At 52.0% G+C, this 15,224-nt stretch carries 18 protein-coding genes; 13 read left to right on the plus strand and 5 right to left on the minus strand.

The features are described from left to right. The first annotated feature begins 8 nt into the window (after positions 1-8). From ACJJI6_RS00710 to ACJJI6_RS00735, 6 genes are all read left to right on the plus strand, one after another. The gene (locus tag ACJJI6_RS00710; RefSeq protein ID WP_475712195.1) at positions 9-953 is read left to right on the plus strand and encodes an esterase-like activity of phytase family protein; all 945 of its coding nucleotides are present in this window, start codon (positions 9-11) and stop codon (positions 951-953) included. Between the two features lie 246 nt (positions 954-1,199). Further along, entirely contained in the window at positions 1,200-2,138 is a 939-nt protein-coding gene (locus ACJJI6_RS00715; RefSeq protein ID WP_475712196.1) for a YjiK family protein, read from the plus strand. Between the two features lie 64 nt (positions 2,139-2,202). After that, positions 2,203-3,138: an SdiA-regulated/phytase-like domain-containing protein gene (locus ACJJI6_RS00720; protein ID WP_475712197.1), complete on the plus strand. Its 936-nt coding sequence runs from the start codon at positions 2,203-2,205 to the stop codon at positions 3,136-3,138. Positions 3,139-3,151: 13 nt separating this feature from the next. After that, the gene (locus ACJJI6_RS00725) at positions 3,152-3,742 is read left to right on the plus strand and encodes a uracil-DNA glycosylase family protein (RefSeq protein ID WP_475712198.1); all 591 of its coding nucleotides are present in this window, start codon (positions 3,152-3,154) and stop codon (positions 3,740-3,742) included. 2 nt (positions 3,743-3,744) lie between these two features. Further along, the gene (gene ung, locus ACJJI6_RS00730) at positions 3,745-4,467 is read left to right on the plus strand and encodes a uracil-DNA glycosylase (RefSeq protein ID WP_475712199.1); all 723 of its coding nucleotides are present in this window, start codon (positions 3,745-3,747) and stop codon (positions 4,465-4,467) included. A 272-nt stretch (positions 4,468-4,739) separates the two neighbouring features. Then, positions 4,740-4,979 (plus strand): DUF1059 domain-containing protein, encoded by a 240-nt coding sequence (locus ACJJI6_RS00735; protein WP_444925507.1) that lies wholly within the window; start codon positions 4,740-4,742, stop codon positions 4,977-4,979. Between the two features lie 143 nt (positions 4,980-5,122). Here ACJJI6_RS00735 and ACJJI6_RS00740 read toward each other — a convergent pair whose 3' ends face one another. The 3 genes from ACJJI6_RS00740 to ygfZ all read right to left on the minus strand — a co-directional run bounded on the left by ACJJI6_RS00740 (position 5,123) and on the right by ygfZ (position 7,649). Further along, entirely contained in the window at positions 5,123-5,674 is a 552-nt protein-coding gene (locus ACJJI6_RS00740) for a hypothetical protein (protein WP_413662757.1), read from the minus strand. A 186-nt stretch (positions 5,675-5,860) separates the two neighbouring features. Continuing rightward, entirely contained in the window at positions 5,861-6,412 is a 552-nt protein-coding gene (locus tag ACJJI6_RS00745) for a hypothetical protein (protein WP_282931950.1), read from the minus strand. A gap of 196 nt (positions 6,413-6,608) precedes the next feature. Continuing rightward, positions 6,609-7,649, minus strand: a complete 1,041-nt coding sequence (gene ygfZ / locus ACJJI6_RS00750) for a CAF17-like 4Fe-4S cluster assembly/insertion protein YgfZ (RefSeq protein WP_444911214.1) — start codon at positions 7,647-7,649, stop codon at positions 6,609-6,611. Positions 7,650-7,761: 112 nt separating this feature from the next. On the opposite strand from ygfZ, the gene ACJJI6_RS00755 reads away from it, so the two are divergent. Both ACJJI6_RS00755 and ACJJI6_RS00760 read left to right on the plus strand, forming a co-directional pair. Next, positions 7,762-8,007, plus strand: a complete 246-nt coding sequence (locus ACJJI6_RS00755) for an FAD assembly factor SdhE (RefSeq protein WP_282931952.1) — start codon at positions 7,762-7,764, stop codon at positions 8,005-8,007. Then, on the plus strand, positions 7,982-8,434 hold the full coding sequence (locus ACJJI6_RS00760; RefSeq protein ID WP_475712200.1) for a protein YgfX: 453 nt from the start codon (positions 7,982-7,984) through the stop codon (positions 8,432-8,434). Before ACJJI6_RS00755 ends, ACJJI6_RS00760 begins: the two co-directional genes overlap by 26 nt. 46 nt (positions 8,435-8,480) lie before the next feature. On the opposite strand, the gene nadB is transcribed toward ACJJI6_RS00760, so the two are convergent. Beyond that, the gene (gene nadB, locus ACJJI6_RS00765) at positions 8,481-10,088 is read right to left on the minus strand and encodes an L-aspartate oxidase (protein ID WP_413662753.1); all 1,608 of its coding nucleotides are present in this window, start codon (positions 10,086-10,088) and stop codon (positions 8,481-8,483) included. Between the two features lie 178 nt (positions 10,089-10,266). Here nadB and rpoE point away from each other — a divergent pair, with 178 nt between their 5' ends. From rpoE to ycjG, 5 genes are all read left to right on the plus strand, one after another. Beyond that, positions 10,267-10,881, plus strand: coding sequence for an RNA polymerase sigma factor RpoE (rpoE, locus tag ACJJI6_RS00770; RefSeq protein ID WP_282931954.1), 615 nt, complete (start codon positions 10,267-10,269; stop codon positions 10,879-10,881). A 118-nt stretch (positions 10,882-10,999) separates the two neighbouring features. Continuing rightward, positions 11,000-11,704 (plus strand): sigma-E factor negative regulatory protein, encoded by a 705-nt coding sequence (locus ACJJI6_RS00775; RefSeq protein WP_475712201.1) that lies wholly within the window; start codon positions 11,000-11,002, stop codon positions 11,702-11,704. Between the two features lies 1 nt (position 11,705). After that, positions 11,706-12,929 (plus strand): MucB/RseB family sigma factor regulatory protein, encoded by a 1,224-nt coding sequence (locus ACJJI6_RS00780; protein WP_475712202.1) that lies wholly within the window; start codon positions 11,706-11,708, stop codon positions 12,927-12,929. 12 nt (positions 12,930-12,941) lie between these two features. After that, positions 12,942-13,391: a SoxR reducing system RseC family protein gene (locus tag ACJJI6_RS00785; protein ID WP_282931957.1), complete on the plus strand. Its 450-nt coding sequence runs from the start codon at positions 12,942-12,944 to the stop codon at positions 13,389-13,391. A gap of 83 nt (positions 13,392-13,474) precedes the next feature. Further along, positions 13,475-14,422 carry an L-Ala-D/L-Glu epimerase gene (ycjG, locus tag ACJJI6_RS00790; protein ID WP_475712203.1) on the plus strand — a complete coding sequence of 316 codons (948 nt, stop codon included), beginning with the start codon at positions 13,475-13,477 and terminating at the stop codon, positions 14,420-14,422. On the opposite strand, the gene mpaA is transcribed toward ycjG, so the two are convergent. Beyond that, positions 14,410-15,114 (minus strand): murein tripeptide amidase MpaA, encoded by a 705-nt coding sequence (gene mpaA / locus ACJJI6_RS00795; protein ID WP_413662748.1) that lies wholly within the window; start codon positions 15,112-15,114, stop codon positions 14,410-14,412. The two genes, ycjG and mpaA, sit on opposite strands and share 13 nt — an antisense overlap. Positions 15,115-15,224 lie beyond the last annotated feature (110 nt).

Here is a 15,224-nt window from a genome sequence, read left to right on the forward strand (position 1 = left end):
GTTTTGCAGTGATCAAGCGTACTCTCTTCAGTGTTCTATCCGTGCTGTTGTCGCCACTGGCGATAGCCGCAGAAATTACCCCGGCTAGGTTGCTGGCCAGCTATTGGGTTGATAGTAGTGCAGGCCTGGATATTTCCGGCTTAAGTTTCTGTTCTGGAGATCTGCTGGCAGTCTCCGATAAGAATTCTGAAGAGATCTACACGCTTGAACTTCGCGATGGCAGTGCCGACCTGGTATCGCATCTTCGCTTAAGCGGCCTTGGGATACCGGAGCAGGATGAGCCTGTCAGTGCTTGGGAAGGCTTCAAGGAGTTGTTCCGCCCGGCAGGAGATCTGGACTTTGAAGGTGTTACCTGTAGCGATGGCCAGGTCTATCTGGTCAGTGAGCATTACAACCGTATTGCCATCGTAGATATCGAGGGAAATGCACGCTGGCAGGAGCATAGCTGGTCGGCATTAGCCAGGTCCCAGGGGTTTCTACAGAAGACCAATGCTTCCAGCGAGGGGTTGGTGAAAGCCGACGATACTTTCTGGATAGCCATGGAGCGCGAACCCCGTGGTTTGTTGAGGCTTAATGCAGATGGCGAGGCCAGCACACTGACTCTGCCTCAAGTAGATGGCCTGGATTTTGCTGGCCGTTCAGAGGACTTGGCGGGATTGGATTACCACGACGGCGCACTCTTTACCTTGGAGCGCAACGCCCACGCCGTGTGCCGCAGGGCACTTCCTAGCCTGGAAGCCGAGTGGTGCCTGGATTATCGCGCCCTTGAAGAATCTCCCGAGCGGGTTTATGAAGAAACCCGCTATGGAAAGGGCGAGGGGCTGGCAGTTGGAGAGCAGGGTATTTTCGTTATCCTCGACAACAATAATATCGGCCGTGCCCTGGCGCCTGACGACAAGCGCGCGCTGTTGTTGCATCTGGCAATGCCAGATGAGGCCAGTAGGCAGCAATAATTGACTCTGTCTGGCGCCGTACTTCCCGAGAGTCGGCGCTAATCCCATCCCTTTAGTTCTCTCCCGTTCAACAACTCCCTCCATTTTTAAAATATCTTCTAGTCACTAGCGCTAAAATTGTTTAGAGCAATTGGGGTAACTATGCTGTGTACCAATAGCTATTGGGACCTTACAGCTTGGTAGTGTCTGTTGGCCGCAGGGAATCTCCCGGTTCTTAAATCACTTTGGCGATAAATTGGAAGGATCGTGATTAAGCGTATTTTTTTAACTATCGTATGTGCGCTCTTGTCATCCATGGGGCTGGCAGCTGAAATTATTCCCGCCAAAAAAATAGCTCATTACTGGGTGGATGATAGTGCCGGGTTAAGCATATCTGGATTGAGTTTTTGCGATGGAAAAATGGTTACGGTGTCGGATAAGCAATCCAGGGAGATCTACCAGATAGTATTGGGAGATAGGAGTGCAACCTTGGAGCCTTATATCAAGCTGGCTGGGCTCCGGGTTCCGAAAAAAGATAGGCCTACTAATTTATGGTATTTTCTACTGGAACTTACTCGCCCAGCTGCAGCGATGGATTTTGAAGCCATCACCTGTGCCGATGATAAATTCTATTTGTTGAGTGAACGTTACAACCGCATAGCCGAAATAAATATGGAGGGAAAGGGGCACTGGCTAGAAAATATGTGGTCGGCCACGGCTAAAGCCCAAGGCTATATGCACGGTTACAATCTCTCCGGTGTAGGGCTACAGAAGGTAGGCGATGACTTTTGGATGGCTATAGAGCGGGATCCCCGTGCCCTGGTAAAACTCGGTCCCAAGGGAAGTGTACAGATTTTTACACCGCCGCCAGTAAAAGGGCTGGATTTTCGTGATGAGTCGGAAAATATGGCAGGCCTCTATTACTATGATGGGGCTTTGTGGACCCTGGAACCTAATGCCTATGCAGTTTGCCGCAGGGAATTACCCAGCTTGAAAGCTGAGTGGTGTCTGGATTACTGGGAACATGAAAACTCCTCTGAACTCGGCTACGAGGTATCGCGGACCGGTGGCAAGGGAGATGGTTTGGCTATTGGAGAGCGGGGCGTTTTTATTGTGTTTGACAATGATAATATCAGCCGTATTCACGACCCTCAGGATCGCAGAGCACTCTTGTTACATCTGGCTCTACCAGATCAATCTAACTAAATACCAATAGAGACTTTCTATTATTGGGGTTCGAATAGTTGGGTTGTGTTTAATGGGGAATGTAATGATCAAGACAGTTTTCCTCGCAATTAATTTCATATTTTTAGCATCCGTGGGAATGGCTGCTGAGATTTTTTTGGCTAAAGATATTGCTGATTACTGGATAGATAACAGCTCGGGTGTAGGTCTATCTGGTTTGAGTTTTTGTGGCCAATTAATAACGATCTCTCCTAAAGAATCGGAAAAAATATATAGAATCAATTTACACGGTCAGAGTGCGACATTAGAAAAATACCTGAAAGTTAGCGGCCTGCCTCCGCCCAAAAGGGGAGTAGCCGATAATGTTTCTCATTTTGTTATGGATTTATTGCGGCCTAAATCCGCAATGCGTTTTGGTGGAATATGTTGTAGAGACGACGGTACATTTTTATTGAGTGAACGCCACAATCGAATAGCAGAAGTGGACACAGATAGGAGTTCACGCTGGATTAATAACAAGTGGTCATCAGCAATAGAACACCTGGGTTATTCGCTGAGATACAATAATGGCGGGGAGGGGATAGTTGAGGTTGGCGATGACTTGTGGGTAGCTTTAGAGCGGGAACCCAGGGGATTGTTAAAGGTGGGAAATATAGGAGAGTTTCAAGTTTTCTCCTTGCCTTCTGTAGTGGGGCTGGATTTTGGAGACCACCCGGAGAATCTGAGAGGACTTGATTATCATGACGGCGCTCTTTTTACTCTTGAAAGCAACGCATATGCGGTATGTAGAAGAGCTCTGCCGAGCTTGCAAGCTGAATGGTGCTTGGTTTACCGTGAGATTGAAGAATCCCCGGAGCACGCCTATGAAGTGTCGCGGTTGGGGGGAGTGGGGTCTGGAGTTGCTGTAAATAACCAGGGGATATTTGTGGTTTTCAATAACAATAATATCAGTCGTGCCCGTGATCCCCAGGATCGCCGCGCGCGGTTGTTACATTTGGCTTTCCCCGACGGTAAACAATAGGGGCATATAGTAGGTGGTAGTTGAGAAGTTACCGGCACTGCTGGAGGAAATACGGGCTTGTCGCCTCTGTGAAGAACAGCTTCCTCTGGGGCCGAACCCAGTCTTGAGGGCTGCAGCGTCTGCACGCCTATTGATCGTCGGCCAAGCCCCGGGCACCAAGGTCCACGCGACCAGTATTCCCTGGAATGATCCCTCAGGAGATCGCTTGCGAGATTGGCTGGCGATTGATAGGAACACCTTTTACGACGAGTCCCAGATTGCCATTATTCCCATGGGCTTCTGTTACCCTGGGCGCGGCAAGGGCGGTGACCTGCCGCCGCGACCCGAGTGTGCCGCCACCTGGCATCAGCGCCTAATGGCACAATTACCCAACTTGCAACTGTCGCTGTTGGTGGGACAATACGCGCAGCGCCATTACCTCCCGCACTGGTATGGCAGTATTACCGAGAATGTTCGACATTACCGCGATGTACTGCCAGCGGGATACTTTCCCTTGCCGCATCCAAGCCCGCGCAACACCCTGTGGTTGCGTCGCAGGCCCTGGTTTGAGGAGGAAGTTGTGCCCGAGTTACAACACTATGTTAAAAAGATATTGAAGGTTTAAGAATGCCGGTTCCGGACAAAATAAAGATCCACCCCTCTTGGTACGATGTTTTGGGCGGGGAGTTTGACCAACCCTACATGGCCCAATTGCGTCAGTTTTTAAAGGGGGAGAAGGCTGCCGGCAAGAAGATCTACCCAGCCGGTGGCCAGATCTTTAATGCCTTTAACTCCACACCTTTTGATCAGGTAAAAGTCGTTATCCTGGGTCAGGACCCATACCATGGCGTTGGCCAAGCCCATGGCCTGTGTTTTTCTGTGATGCCGGGAGTACGCATTCCCCCATCGCTGCAAAATATTTTTAAAGAGTTGCACTCCGATATGGGTATTCCTCCTGCACACCACGGTTGCCTGCAACCATGGGCAGAGCAGGGCGTGCTTTTGCTAAATGCCACCCTTACTGTTGAGGACAGCAAGGCCGGCGCCCACCAAGGGCAGGGTTGGGAGCAATTTACGGATGCGGCGATTCATAAGCTAGCGGAACAGCGTGAAGGGTTAGTCTTTGTTCTTTGGGGGAGCTATGCGCAAAAGAAGGGAGGCTTTATCGACCGCAATAAGCATTTAGTGTTGCGTGCTCCACACCCCTCCCCTCTATCTGCGCACCGGGGTTTCTTTGGAACCCGTCCTTTTTCCCAGGCAAATCACTGGTTGCAACAGCGTGGAGAAAAGCCTATTGAGTGGGCTTTGCCAGAGGCGGGTCAATTGAAGCGGATTGCTGTGGAGATTTAGTGGCTTGCCCCGGATAGGTATTATCTATCCGGGTTTGTATTTATCCAGAGAGCCAAAAATTCTATTCCTGTTATCCTTCTCTTGGCTTCCAGATAAAGAATCTTTCTATTTTTTAGTGGTTATATGCGTCAATTCTCTGCTTTGGCAGTGTTTTGCGATGGAAATCTATCGAGGCTTGAAAGCCAATCAGAGCTATTATCTATTTTTGGCTCTTTTGAAGTTATTTATCTGTCCGATAAAGTATCAGTTGTGAAATCTAAGGTGGAATTGCTATGAAAATGATGACCTGCAAGGAGTTGGGAGGCGCCTGCGATGTGGAGTTTCGTGGGAATAACTTTGAAGAGGTGGCGGAGCTTAGCAAGATGCACGGAATCGAGATGTATCGAAAAAATGATGCACAGCACTTGCAAGCTATGAAAAAAATGCAGGATTTGATGAAAGATCCTGAATCAATGCAGAAGTGGTATGAGTCAAAGAAGGCGGAATTTTCAGCTCTCCCGGATTGTAAATAGAAAAATTAGTATTTTATGGGTGGAGATTGATTTGGCCTAATAAGCTTGGTGGCTAAAGTTTGATTAATAATATATGGATTGAGTAATTCGAAGAGGGTTTCCACTTGGGTGGTATATATTGCTTGGCTAATAATCCTATCTATTTAAGATTGGCGACCCTTCACAGGGTGCCTCTTTTTGGTTTCAACGGCCTTCCAAAGAGGTCGCATTAATAGCCGGGCAAACGCGAAGCCGACAAAAAATAAGTTACAGATATAGGCTAAAAAATAAGGGCCAAACTCTCTTTCGAAAAATATGCCAGTAGCGTTGAGTGTGCTGACGATAACTACCGATGAAGCGATACTGAAAAGCCCATAGTAGGTAACTTTCATTACAATAGACACAAATTTGAAGTGTCTTTTTTTCCACAGATAGACAATAAAGCCTGTGGTGGCTATTCCCATCAAGGAGCTGCTTGTAGACCAAACATAGCCAGCATCGATACGGAAGTTCAAAAGTGCCAAAGAAAAGGCGGCGAGCAGTGCGCTGAATAGGCTGATATAGACAATCATGGCCAGGGACACCACATGACCCCTAGAGATACTCTCTATTCTCCTTGACTGAAAAGTGGCAACCATTGCCGCAAACCCTGCCAGCACTATGGATATTTCAATAATGACAAGTAATTGATCGATTTGTACCGACAGTTTTTCCATCTTCCGCTATTGTCCCAAGCAGAAAGGTTAAATAGGAAAGTTGATAACAGTATATGAGTGAAATGGAGAGCTGGTAAGTTGTTTCCCGTCTCACAATTAGCTTTATTTTAACCCGCTTGCTATGTGGTTAATAATTGTTGTTAGGTGTAAGTGTCCAATGGTTGACGCCACACTTTTAGCTGAAAATCAGCCGGACGCCGCCGTTTTCTCCTTGTCGGTTCGGCCTAGTTCATTTTCTTTAACAGCTACCCATAATGGGCGCATAAGCAGTCTTGAAAATGCATAACCGACGACAAATAGGTTGCAAACAAAGGATAAAAAATACGGTCCATACTCCCTGTTGAAAACGATCCCTAGCGCATTCATGATATTGATAATAACTACTGAGCCGGCAATGCCGAAAAGAAGGAAATAGGTAACCTTGGCAACAATTGAAACAGATTTGAGTCGTTTCTTTATCCATAGGTAGCCGATAGAAAACGACGTAGCCACACTCATGGCAAAACTGCTTACTGACCACAGGGTGCGATCAGCGAGATCAAAATTGGATAGAGTCAGGGTGAAGGCAGCCAGTAATGCGTTGATCAAACTGATATAAATAATCATCGCGAGGGATACAATTCTTCCTTTGCCAAGATTTCTGCCTTTTCTGGGTTGGAGCGTGCCAACTATTGCAGCAAAGCCTGCCAGAATAATACAGCATTCAAGAACGACAATTAGTTGGTCTAACTCCTTCAATATTGCCTCCCTCTACTGCTTTATTTAGCTGAAATTTTGAAGCCCAGGGAAATATCCATAAATATAGTAGCGGTAGTAAGCTGCGTTTTGAGTGGTGCAAATCTTTTTACTTTTCAGAGGTTTTTTCTGGTTGTTAAATCATAAACAAAAAAGGCGACTAAAAAGCCGCCTTTTTGATTAAAAGTAATTTTCCTGTTTAGGCTAGCGGATCGGCGTCTGCATCGTAGGGGAGTTCCTCGATATCCAAAGTGCGGCCATCTTTCAGGTGTAAGGATTCACCTGCGGCCACTTTGGCGATGGTGAGTACGGCGAGTAGCTGAACGCCTTCTTTGCTATGGCAGGCTTCCACCAGATTGCCAACGCTTTGCTTTCCATCTCCAAAGATCTCCATGCCCGATTCAGGGAGATCCCCCGAAGCGCAGCTGGCCCGGTAAAGGCGACGTTTGGCGGCGCCGCGGAATTGCATACGGGCAATTACTTCCTGGCCGGTATAGCAGCCTTTTTTAAAGCTCACGCCACCGAGCAGGTGCAGGTTGGTCATCTGCGGGATAAACATCTCTGTAGTGGCGGCGTCCACCTGGGGGATGCCGGCTTCAATTTGGCGCATTTGCCAGCAGTCATAGCCGGTAGCTTCACACTCTGGTGATAGCTTTTGCCACAGTTGCTGGACCTTGCTGGTGGGTACCAGGATGGCTAGCTGCAGGTCGGTAATACATTGGGCAATGCAGCGCTCTCCTTCGAAGTCAAATAGCTTCACCTCGCCGACAGAGGGTTGCTCGAAGCCCAGCAGTTTGGAGGTGCGCTCTGCCACATCGCGCCCCTGCAGGCCTAACCAGTGGGTTTCATCACTGATGTCGTGCAGCTCTGTTTTGAAAAAGACGGCGTACTTGGCTAGCGCTTGCTGGGCGATGGGGGCCAAATTCTTTGGCAGCCGGAAGATGAACTCACTTTGCGAAAGTTTCAGTGCACTAAAAGCACTGATCATACGCCCCTTGGGGTTGCAGTGAGCGCCCAGGGTGCTGTGTTCATCGGGAAGGTTGATCAAGTCACAGGTGAGCTGCCCCTGTAAGAACTTCTGGCTGTCGGGTCCGGTAATGGAAATAGCTCCGATTGGGCCCAGGTCCAGCAGGTGCAAACTCTGAGGGTCTTCGCGACTGGTGAGAGGGAAGTGAGCTTTGCTGCCCTCCCAAATGGCGCCCTCGTTGCTGAGAAAATCCTGCCACTGTTGCTGATCCATAATCCTGCCACCTGCATTTGTATTCGGGGCTTTATTTGGGGGTCCTTCGCGCCCTTTTCAAGTTTGGTGGAGCAGGGGGTATACTGCGCTTTTTATCTGGTTGGAAAGAAGTATGGATCGCAACCGCCTGTTTTGGGCCAGTCGCCGTGGCATGTTGGAATTGGATCTGGTTTTGCTGCCGTTTCTGGATAATGTTTACGAGACCCTGGAGCCAGAGGATCAGCAGCGCTATATCCGCCTGCTTGATGAGCAGGATCAGGATCTGTTCGCCTGGTTCTTGCGTCGAGAAGATCCGGCTGACCCGGACTTGAAGCGTATAGTACAGATCATCCGTGACAACACCGGACTCCAGGAATAGCTCGACACCCCCGCTTTATGAGCGCAGCGCCCGCTTAAGTTGCGTCGTTGCGCCTTCCTTTCTTTTGCATTTGCTCCTTTTGCTGATCACCTTCCTGGCGATCTTACTACTCTGGTTGTGTAACCTGCCTTTAGTGTTATCAGGGCTGGCGAGCCTTTTTGTTGTGGTTTACGCCGGGATAGAGTGGCGCCGGGTGAAAACTGTGAGCGGCCATTTATCGACCTGTGAGCGAAGGTGGTTTTGGCACCCTGATGGCGCAGATCGTCGCGAATTCCAGTTTGTAAATGAGCTGGTGTTGTGGTCTTGGTTGGTGGTGATTAATGGTCGGGACAGGGCTGGGCGCCGGCTCCGTTTGGTGTTGGCCAAGGATATGCTGGCGCCGCAGGATTGGCGCAGGCTACAAGTGGCACTGCGCTATTCCCGCTAGTTAGCTGGGTTGCCGTGGCGGGCCCAGCTGGCTAAAAATTGGTCGGTTAAATAAATTGGCGTTGGCCGGCAAAGTTCTCTGGCACCAAAATCGTGTCCATAGCAAGTTCACGCAGTTGGGGGTAGTCGAGGGAGTAGTGCAGCCCCCGGCTCTCGCGGCGATCCAGGGCCGAACGAATAATCAATTCCGATACCAGGGAGAGATTGCGCAGTTCAACCAGGTCGCTGCTGATGCGGTAATTGGCGTAGAACTCGCGAATTTCTTTCTGCAGCAACGTTACTCGGTGTTGCGCGCGCAAGAGTCGCTTGCGGGTGCGCACAATGCCCACGTAGTCCCACATAAACCGGCGCAGCTCATCCCAGTTATGGGAAATCACTACATCTTCATCGGAATCAGTGACGCGCGATGCATCCCAGTCAGGAGATGGGCGGGGCGCCTGTACCATACCCAGGTGCTCATCGATATGCAGGGCTGCTGAGCGAGCGTAAACCAGACACTCTAACAGCGAGTTGCTGGCAAGGCGGTTGGCGCCGTGTAAGCCGGTAAATGTCGTTTCGCCAATGGCGTAGAGCTGGTCCAGATCTGTGCGCCCATGGCGATCGACCATAATGCCTCCACAGGTATAGTGAGCTGCAGGCACCACTGGAATAGGCTCTCGGGTGATATCAATGCCATATCGAAGGCAATTGTTATAAACCGTTGGGAAGTGATCGCGGACAAACTGTGGATCTTTGTGGGAAATGTCCAGATAGAGGCAATCTGCCCCCAGCCGTTTCATCTCGTGGTCGATAGCGCGGGCGACGATATCCCGTGGCGCCAACTCTCCTCGCTTGTCGAAGCGGTCCATAAACCGGCTGCCGTCGGGAAGCTTGAGTACAGCGCCTTCACCGCGCAAAGCCTCTGTTACCAGCAGGGCTTTGGCCTTGGGATGGTAAAGGCAAGTGGGGTGAAATTGATTGAACTCCATATTGGCCACGCGGCACCCGGCGCGCCAAGCCATTGCGATTCCATCGCCGCTGGCACCGTCCGGGTTACTGGTATAAAGGTAGGCCTTGCTGGCCCCCCCGGTGGCCAGGACGACGGCTTTAGCCTGGATCAGCTCGACCTCATCGTTGCTCTTGTTGAGTACATAGGCGCCGGCACAGCGAAATCGGCCTTTATCTGGATCCGGCTGGCGGATTAGATCGATGGCAACGTGGTGTTCGAAACAGTCGATATTGGGGCTGTTTAGCACCTTGGTGATCAGGGTGCTGTGTACCGCTTGGCCGGTGGCATCGGCGCTATGAATAATGCGCCTGTGACTGTGCCCCCCCTCTTTGGTGAGGTGGTAACCCTGTTCCTCGCGGGTGAAGTCCACACCCTGATCGATTAACCAGCTGATCGCGGCAGTGCTCTCCTCTACGGTAAAGCGCACTGAAGCGGGGTGGCAGAGTCCTGCACCCGCGTCTAATGTGTCTGCAATATGCGACTCAACCGAATCCATCTCATCCAGCACTGCAGCGATGCCTCCCTGGGCGAACCAGGTGGAGCCATCTTGCAATCTCTGTTTGGAGAGCAGGGCCACGCGATACTGGGAGGCGAGATGCAGGGCCAGTGTAAGGCCTGCTGCACCGCTTCCAATTACGAGAACGTCGTAGTTTGCCTGGGCATTCATAGATTTCAATTATGTTTAAGGGTCGCGTAGTATAGCGCCTCCTGATTATTCGTCGATTTGACGTGGAACTTATGTCCTATTGTCATTGTCATCAACACAGTAAAAGAAACGCCTGCGCCGGTGGCCCCGCAGTCAAATTTTGTGGCGCCCGCAGTGTGGCTGGATATGGGAGTTGGGGATGACAGCGCATCAGGCGTCAACGAGTGACCGTGAGCTGGTAGAACGGGTACAAAAAGGGGACAAACGCGCTTTTGACCTTCTTGTACTCAAGTACCAGCACAAAATTGTTGCTGTAGTGAGTCGGTTCATTAAGGACCACAGTGAAGTACAGGACGTAACCCAAGAAGCTTTTATTAAGGCTTATCGTGCTCTTGCCAATTTTCGCGGCGAGAGTGCTTTTTACACCTGGATGTATCGGATTGCGATCAATACCGCCAAGAATCACCTGGTTTCCCGCAGTCGTCGGCCGCCATCTTCCGATGTTGAACTGGAAGATGCTGAGTTTTACTCGGGCGCTGACCTGCTGCGTGACAACGAGACACCTGAAAGTCAGATGTTTCGCGACCAGCTGGAAGCGGCGGTGCATCGCGCTATTCGCGCACTGCCAGAGGATCTGCGCTCAGCGGTAACGCTGAGAGAGCTTGAGGGACTGAGCTACGAGGAAATCGCCGAGGTTATGGGATGCCCGGTGGGAACTGTGCGCTCTAGAATATTTCGCGCACGGGAGGCGATAGACCGGACAGTCCAGGCCGTGATGGCCGGCGAGCCGGAAACACTGGGTGACAGGGGTTAAAATTGCGGAAAATTTTCCCAGTCGGGGAAACCAACCGCTCAGACTCCGGTCATAACATGTAACCAAATATGGTGCTTGTGGGCACCGAATAAATGATTGCACAAGAGGGTTAACCCCTATGTCCCACGGGAATCATCAGGAACGTCTTAACGAGTCGCTCTCGGCGCTCATGGATGGCGAAGTCAGCGAACTGGAGCTGCAACGGCTTCTGAAGGCCAGCGCGGCCTCTGAAGAGTTCGGTGAGCGCTGGTCGCGTTACCAACTTGCGGCGAGTGTTATGCGCCGCGAACAGGTCGCGCCGGTCGACATCGGCCTTGCAGCGAGTATTTCTGCCGCCATCGATGAGGAAGAGCCCCTGTCGCAAAACGGCAATGGGGGATCTGCGGTTACTGGCAATTTGGTCAACAATCGCTGGTGGCGTCCGCTGTCCCGTGGTGCTGTTGCTGCGACGGTGGCCTTTGCTGCCATTTTGGGTGTGCAGCAAATGACAGATTCTCCGCAGAACACCATCCAGGGGGGGAGCCAGCCAATAGCATCGGTTGAGCGTGAAGCCCAACCAGTGGTTCAGTCTGCTCCGCAGCCTTCCGGTTTTTATGTGCCCGCTCCCTCTACGCGCTCTGTGAGCACTGCGGCTCCCCGCTTTGTACCCGAGCAGCGCACAGGTGTTGTGGGACAGGCTGTAATACAGCAGGCACCAACCCCCGAGTTGATGCGCCACCTGAATCGCGTAATGATTCAGCACTCAGAACAAGCCGCTCATGTGGGCAGTCAGGGCATGGTTCCCTTTGCTCGCGCCACTTACGGCGAACAGGTTGGAATGTAGTGTGACGAAAGTCGAAACCAGGGGGCGCCGAATTTTCAGCGGGATTCTCAAGGCCAACGGGCTACTGTTGGCCTCCTCGTTGTTGGCACCCATGTCATTTGCCCAGGTTGACACTGGGGTCGAACCCAGTGCCCCCACCACCATCAATCTCGATATGAGTACTGCTCCCGCAGCAGCTCCAGCTGTAGTGGAAGTTGCTATGACAGACGGGGGCTCGGCTGAGGTGGAAAGTCCTGCCGCAGTACCGGTCGATCCAGCAACTGCAGCCCCGGAAGGCGCTGTTGGTTCCGTGCCGGCGCAAGAGGGGGTGACATCTGGTGTAGTTAATCTCAACCCTGCAGCGCAGAGCGGCCTGGTAAGCCCGGGTGTAGTGAGTAGCAACGAGGTTGAGCATTGGTTAGCCAAGCTGGCAAAAGCAGTAACTGAGCTTGAATACAGTGGTCTGGTGACCTTTGAGCATGCGGGCCTCCTGGAGACCTTGCAGGTAGTTCACGCGGTTCGAGAAGGTGAGCAGGTAGAGCGCGTGCGCTACCTCAGTGGTGAGCCTAGAGAGTTGATCAGCCACGGCAGTGCCGGAAATTGCGATGTCAGTGCTTCGCCAAGAAATCGTGCTACAGCATGGAACTCGGCGGGCCAACAACAGGCTCAGCGCGCCTACCAATTTATCTTGCGGGGTGAGGAGCGAATCGCGGATCGCGATGCTGTTGTGATTGAGGCGCGACCGAGGGATCGCTATCGCCTGGGCTTGGTAGTGAGTCTCGATAAACAGACTGGGCTGCCGTTGAAGACCATGCTGGTTAGCACCCAGGGCCGCGTACTGGAGCGTTACCAGTTTGTACAACTGGATCTCTCCCCTGTAGAGGATGCCGCACTACAGGCGGTCTCCAATAATGCCCGGCGCATCGATAATCGGAATGAGTGTACGGCTTCACAGAGCCGCTGGCAGGTGGGCTGGTTGCCCGATGGTTTCCGGGTAGTGTCCGTCAAGCCCTTATCTGATGGCGATATGATGGTGTTTAGCGACGGGCTGGGAGTGTTCTCTGTATTTGTCCAGCGCCTCGGTCCAGAACTTGAGGGTTTTAAAGGCCGCGCAATCCGCGGAGCCACAACAGCCTATATGGACCGCTTGGAAATTGAAGGTGTTGCTTACACTGTAACAGTGGTGGGTGAAATCCCCGAAACTACAGCGCGCCGTGTTGCCAGCTCAATTACCGCAAAGAGCTAAGTGAGCATATAGGTGCTTCAAGAGCGTGGTCGGGTGGTGGCCATAGAGTCCGATGCTATCTGGGTGGAGACCACCCAGAGTAGCGCCTGTAATGGCTGTTCTACCAAATCCAGCTGTGGGACCGGATTGCTGGGCGATCTGTTTTCTTCTTCGACCCGCGTTAAAGTAGCTCTCAACGGTTTTTCCGCAGATAAAATCCACCTCGATGATGTGGCGGTAATTGGTATTACCGAGAATGCCCTGACCAGTAGTGCCTTGCTGGTTTACCTCGTTCCCTTGATGTCCCTGGTGCTAGTTGCACTGATTGGGGATTCGCTCTTCGCTGAACCCGGTGCTGTAATTGGTGCCTTGATCGGTCTGGTCTTCGGTGCTTTGGGAGTTCGCTGGTACAGTAGGTCCCAGTCGCAAAACCCCACCTACACCCCTGTACTTCTGCAGATTGAGCCCTCCCAAAAGAAATAGTCCGTCGCCTCCGCCTTCGCCAGCTAGCCCTCGTCTCCCTGGCCTAAACTGAGAGTTCCTTTTATTGCCTGGAGGCTCTGCCAATGAGGGCTCGCTGTTTTGATGAGCGCTGGCCTCTACGTACTGCATTTGTCATCTCTCGTGGCGCGCGCACTGAGGCTCAGGTTGTGGTGGTGAAGCTTAGTGATGGTGAAGTCTCTGGCGTCGGTGAGTGCACGCCTTATGCTCGCTATGGAGAAAGTGCTGCCTCTGTTTTGCACCAGCTGCAGCCAATGCTCAAAGAGGTGAGTGATGGGTTGACCCGAGAGCAATTACAGTTGCGTATGCCTGCCGGAGCGGCGCGAAATGCATTGGATTGTGCGCTGGCAGATTGGGAGGCTAAAAAAGCGAGGCGTCTACATCCGGCTCCGGATTTTCTCCCTACCGTACAGACATTAGTTGTTGATAGTCCCGAGGCAATGGCAAGTGCTGCGAAAATTGCTGTGACGGCGGGAGCTGATGTTCTCAAGTTGAAACTTGATGACCAACATGTGCAAGAAAGGGTGTCGGCAGTACGCTCTGCAGCACCGGATGCCAGGTTGGTGATTGATGCCAATGAGGCATGGCGAAAAGAGACCTTGTTGCAGAGATGTCATGATTTAAGCGAGCTGGGGGTGGCGATGCTTGAGCAGCCACTTCCTGAGAGTGAAGATGAATTTTTGGAGAGCTTTGAGCACCCGCTGACGATTTGTGCGGACGAGAGTTGCCATACTCGGGAAGATCTGCCGAAGTTGCTCAAACGCTATGAGATGGTCAATATCAAGTTGGACAAAACTGGCGGGATTACCGAGGCCCTGGCACTGGCAGATGAAGCGACTGATCTCGGCCTGGAAATTATGTTGGGATGTATGCTTTGTACCTCTCGGGCTATCCGAGCAGCCTGGCCCTTGGGAAGTCGAGCGAGCTTTCTGGACCTGGATGGGCCCACCTGGCTGGCCAGCGATGTGGAGCCCCCTCTGCTTTTCAAGGCGGGTAGAGTTTATTGGTCGTAAGTCAGCAGATCGATTAGCGCTTGCAGATAGTCTTCACTTGCCGCATCAGCTGATATTGGGGGGAATTCAAGGGTAATACAGGGCAGTGTTTGTTCTGCGCACCAGGTGCCGAATGATCCTGGGGTCTGGTAACCCACATCCCCAACCAGAGGCAGCTTGAAATCACTGGCAAGCTGCATGCCCAGAGGGCTGTTGCTGGGGTCCTCGACACAGGCAAGGGGCTCGTGAATGGAAACGGTCCAGGTCGGTCCCAGCTTTGCAAACAGCTGGCAAAGTGCAGAGGTCTCGGGTTCAGAGGCGGCGCTATCACCTGTACTTAACCTAACATCGCGTTTTTCCGCAGCACTGTTCCACCGGTAGACATTGCCACTGCCATCCCAATTTGCAGTGGCAAAGTTGCGGTTGAGATCTACGCCGCGCGCGTTGGCCCTGGTGCCCAGCTGGCAGCCATCCGGATTGACAGCGAGGATTACGTGATGTCTCAATGAATTAGTGGCGAGGGCCCGCAACGCGCAGGATAGAGCGACGACTGCGGCGACTTCATCTCCGTGGGTGCCGGCCATTATGAGGCCGTGGTGGGTGCCGGTTTGCGCGGGAAAATAGAGTAGAGGGGCGCCCAAAACACTTTGGCCGTAGAGCTCGGTGGGCAGGTGAAACTGACCGCGTTCTGGGCGCGGGCGCATTTCGGACATCGTTAACTCTTTACACAGTTTTACAGTCTGTTGTAGAACTTTGGTGACTAGATCGCCACTAAGTCGTTACTGAGAGTCCCTAAGGGGCTGGACAAGCCAAGGCTCGCCCT

The organism is Microbulbifer maximicatervae (SeqCode) (assembly GCF_056232625.1).